Source organism: Niallia sp. (assembly GCF_031978665.1).
In the GTDB taxonomy this organism is placed as follows: Bacteria; Bacillota; Bacilli; order Bacillales; family Cytobacillaceae; genus Niallia.
Window position 1 is genome coordinate 1 of the sequence record NZ_DALZDK010000073.1, and the last position, 4,028, is coordinate 4,028.

Here is a 4,028-nt window from a genome sequence, read left to right on the forward strand (position 1 = left end):
ATTCTCTTTCTTGGCTAAAAGCAAAGAAGACATATACTACTACTGCAAACAGTTTTGGTATAATAATACAAACGGGTTGCTTGGAGCCCAAAACAGTATCTCTAGCGTGATTTGAAGGCAAGACATTGGTCTTGTTGTCCGCTGTAAATTCCAAAGGTCGCAAGACCTTACAAGCCCGTGACTTCAGTCGTGGGTTGTTGACTCACCTTTATTAGGATGACCGATTTTTGGGTACACTCACTGTTTTGGCAAAGTTTAACGCTACTAACCCGCAGCCTAAATACACTTCGCTCTCCATAGGCTAAGCTTATGCCTTCTTCGGTTTTGCCTGTAGGGTCTCACCTCTCTCGCTAATCCTCGCATAAGTCTCCGTGTATTCAGACTGCAAAATTTGCTTTAACACCTTTTTTTAATCGGTACAACAAACAAAAAACATCCCAATAAAAAAATCGGCTAACTCTTTTTATAGAGTTGCCGACTTTTTTACTTAAGTCAATACTGTTAGTACATTGCGAACGGAATGAACGGATTTATCTAGTGCCGCTTTTTCTTCATCTGTTAAATCCAGTTCGATTATTTGTTCGATTCCATTTCCGCCTAGAATAGTTGGTACACCTAGATAAAGATCGTTATAGCCGTATTCTCCTTCTAAATATGCAATGGTTGGTAATACTCGTCTTTGACTTTTAATAATTGCCTCGCACATATCAACTAATGAAGCTGCCGGAGCATAATAAGCACTTCCATTACCAAGAAGATTTACAATTTCAGCCCCGCCATTTCTTGTTCTTTCGATAATCTCTTCTAATCTATGTTTTGGAATTAGCGATTCTAATGGGATGCCGCCTGCATAAGAATAACGAATAAGCGGTACCATATCATCACCATGTCCTCCTAATACAAATCCTGTAATATCTTTTACAGAGAGATTTAGCTCCATTGCAACAAAGCTTCGAAAGCGAGCGGAATCCAAAACTCCAGACTGGCCAATCACTCTATTTTTTGGGAAACCTGATTCTTTATAAACAGTATAAGTCATGGCATCAACAGGATTAGTAAGTACAATAATGATACAATTAGGTGAATATTGTACTACTTCCTTAGTTACCGATTTCATAATAGATTGATTCGTCTGAACAAGGTCATCCCTACTCATACCTGGCTTTCTTGCCATACCAGCTGTAATCACGACAATATCAGAATCTGCTGTATCCTTATAATCGGAAGTTCCAATAATATTTGCATCAAACCCTTGTACAGGACTTGCTTCAAACATATCTAAGGCTTTTCCTTTTGTTGAATTTTCATTTCGCGGAACATCTAACAATACAATATCTCCAAGCTCTTTTTGAGCAAGTAGAAAAGCCGTTGTGGAACCAGTAAATCCACCACCGATGATTGAAATTTTCTTGCGCTTCACCATTATTATTTCCCCCTCATTAGACCGAGAATGTATGAGCCCACCAATTCAGTAACTACTAGAGAAAGTCCCCTTTTACTCAATCTAGAATTACTTTTCTAAAAAGCTTATCCCATTCTAATCCAATCCAGCAAAACCTATTTTGGGCAAAAAGGAAGAAGAGATGAGACTATCTCTTCTTCTATTTGTTATTAACCCATGTTCTTAATTAATTCATCACCGAATTCTGAACATTTCACTTCTGTTGCACCTTCCATCAAACGAGCAAAGTCATAAGTTACAACTTTAGAAGCAATTGTATTTTCCACGGATTGAATAACCAATTGAGCAGCTTCTGTCCAACCTAAATGTTCAAGCATTAGAACACCTGAAAGAATAACAGAAGATGGATTTACTTTATCTAAACCAGCATATTTTGGAGCAGTACCATGTGTTGCTTCAAAAATAGCATGGCCTGTTTCATAATTAATATTTGCTCCTGGTGCAATACCAATTCCACCAACCTGTGCTGCTAAAGCATCTGAGATATAATCTCCGTTTAGATTCATTGTCGCAACAACATCAAACTCTTTCGGACGAGTAAGAATTTGTTGAAGGAAAATATCAGCAATAGAATCTTTGATAATGATCTTACCATCTGCTTCAGCCTCTGCTTGTGCTTTATTTGCCGCATCAGAACCTTGCTCTTCTTTAATACGATCATACTGAGCCCAAGTAAATACTTTATCTCCAAATTCTTTTTCTGCTAATTCATAACCCCAGTTTTTAAATGCACCTTCCGTATATTTCATAATGTTACCTTTATGTACTAGAGTTACAGATTTACGACCTTCTTTAATCGCATAATTAATGGCAGCTCTTACTAAACGACTTGTTCCTTCTTCTGAGACTGGTTTAATTCCAATTCCAGATGTTTCAGGAAATCTAATTTTATTAACTCCCATTTCTGCTTGTAAAAAGTTAATTAATTTTGAAACAGCTTCTGATCCTTTTTCATACTCAATTCCAGCGTAAATATCTTCAGTATTTTCACGGAAGATAACCATATCTGTATCTTGAGGTCTTTTTACAGGAGATGGTACTCCTTCAAACCATCTTACTGGACGTAAACAAACAAAAAGATCTAATTCTTGACGTAGAGCAACGTTTAAAGAGCGAATGCCTCCGCCAACTGGTGTAGTTAATGGTCCTTTAATCGCAATTAAATATTCTTTAATAACATCTAATGTTTCAGAAGGTAACCATTCTCCAGTTTCATTAAATGCTTTTTCCCCAGCCAAAACTTCTTTCCAAACAATTTTCTTTTCCCCATTGTATGCTTTTTCAACAGCAGCATCCAATACTCTTGATGACGCTGCCCAAATATCTGGTCCAATTCCGTCCCCTTCGATATAAGGAACAATCGGATTTGCTGGTACATTTAATACTCCATCTACTACTGTAATTTTTTCTCCTTGCATGTTTCTATCCCTCCGTAAAAAAATTGTTTTCTTTTTCCAATGCTACCCATTGGAAAAAGAATGAAATAAATTTATTATAACAAGCTTAAAAAAGCTAATTATATTTACTATTCTGACGAATAAAAAAAGGAAAACGCCTATACGTAAATTAAATTCTACAACAATAAGTATATATCATCCTTTTGCTCTATGGGAAATGATATCCTCTTTTAGCGTTGATGAACTGGTACGTATTCCAAACGTTCAGGACCTACATAATCTGCTCTTGGTCGAATGAGACGATTATTCTCATACTGTTCAAGAATGTGAGCAAGCCATCCTGACACTCTGCTTACAGCAAAAATTGGTGTAAATAAATCATGGTCAATACCTAGACTATGATAAACAGATGCAGAAAAGAAGTCTACATTCGGCACTAGATTTTTCTCTTCTTTTAACAAAGTCTCAATCTTAATACTCATATCATATAACTGAGGTTCGCCTGTTAATTGTGTTAATTTTCTTGCCATTTCCTTTAAATGCTTGGCACGAGGATCGCCCTTTCGATACACTCGATGACCAAATCCCATTATCTTTTCTTTATTCGCCATTTTTTCTCTAATATATGGCTCTACATTTTCGATAGTCCCTATTTCTGTCAGCATCTTCATAACCGCTTCGTTTGCACCACCATGCAGTGGTCCTTTTAATGCTCCAATTGCCGAAGTAATGCCCGAATATACATCCGATAAAGTCGCAACACATACTCTAGCAGTAAAAGTAGAAGCATTTAACTCATGATCTGCATGAAGAACGAGCGCTTTATTAAAAGCCTCAATAGCAATTGCCTCTGGCTCTTTTCCATTCAGCATATAAAGGAAATTAGCGGCAAAGCCTAAATCTTTTCTTGGAGCAATTGGATCTAGTCCTTTTCTTAATCTTGAAAAAGCTGTTACGATCGTTGGAATTTTCGCTTGAAGTCTTACAGCTTTTAAATAGTTTGATTCAGAATCCATGCTATCAGCATTTTCATCATATGCTCCTAATAATGATACACTTGAACGAAGGACAGCCATTGGATGTACTTTATCTAATGGCATTAGTTTCATTTGTTCAATCAAAGAGGCAGGTAATTCAGCATTGTCTGCTAATTCTTGTTTTAGTTTTGC

Annotated in this window: 3 protein-coding genes; all 3 read right to left on the reverse strand. The window is 36.7% G+C overall.

Annotated features, from left to right (window positions below; translation table 11 throughout):
- Positions 1 to 487: 487 nt before the first annotated feature.
- Positions 488 to 1,426 carry a malate dehydrogenase gene (gene mdh / locus RTL21_RS23055; RefSeq protein WP_312099520.1) on the reverse strand — a complete coding sequence of 313 codons (939 nt, stop codon included), beginning with the start codon at positions 1,424 to 1,426 and terminating at the stop codon, positions 488 to 490.
- Between the two features lie 185 nt (positions 1,427 to 1,611).
- Positions 1,612 to 2,880 (reverse strand): NADP-dependent isocitrate dehydrogenase, encoded by a 1,269-nt coding sequence (gene icd, locus RTL21_RS23060; RefSeq protein ID WP_312099512.1) that lies wholly within the window; start codon positions 2,878 to 2,880, stop codon positions 1,612 to 1,614.
- A gap of 209 nt (positions 2,881 to 3,089) precedes the next feature.
- Positions 3,090 to 4,028, reverse strand: a 939-nt coding sequence (locus RTL21_RS23065) for a citrate/2-methylcitrate synthase (RefSeq protein WP_312099514.1), incomplete at its 5' end; no start/stop codon positions are given.

Coding starts and splice junctions, on each gene's coding strand:
- icd (WP_312099512.1), bottom strand. CDS start 2,880: ATGCAAGGAGAAAAAATTACAGTAGTAGATGGAGTATTAAATGTACCA.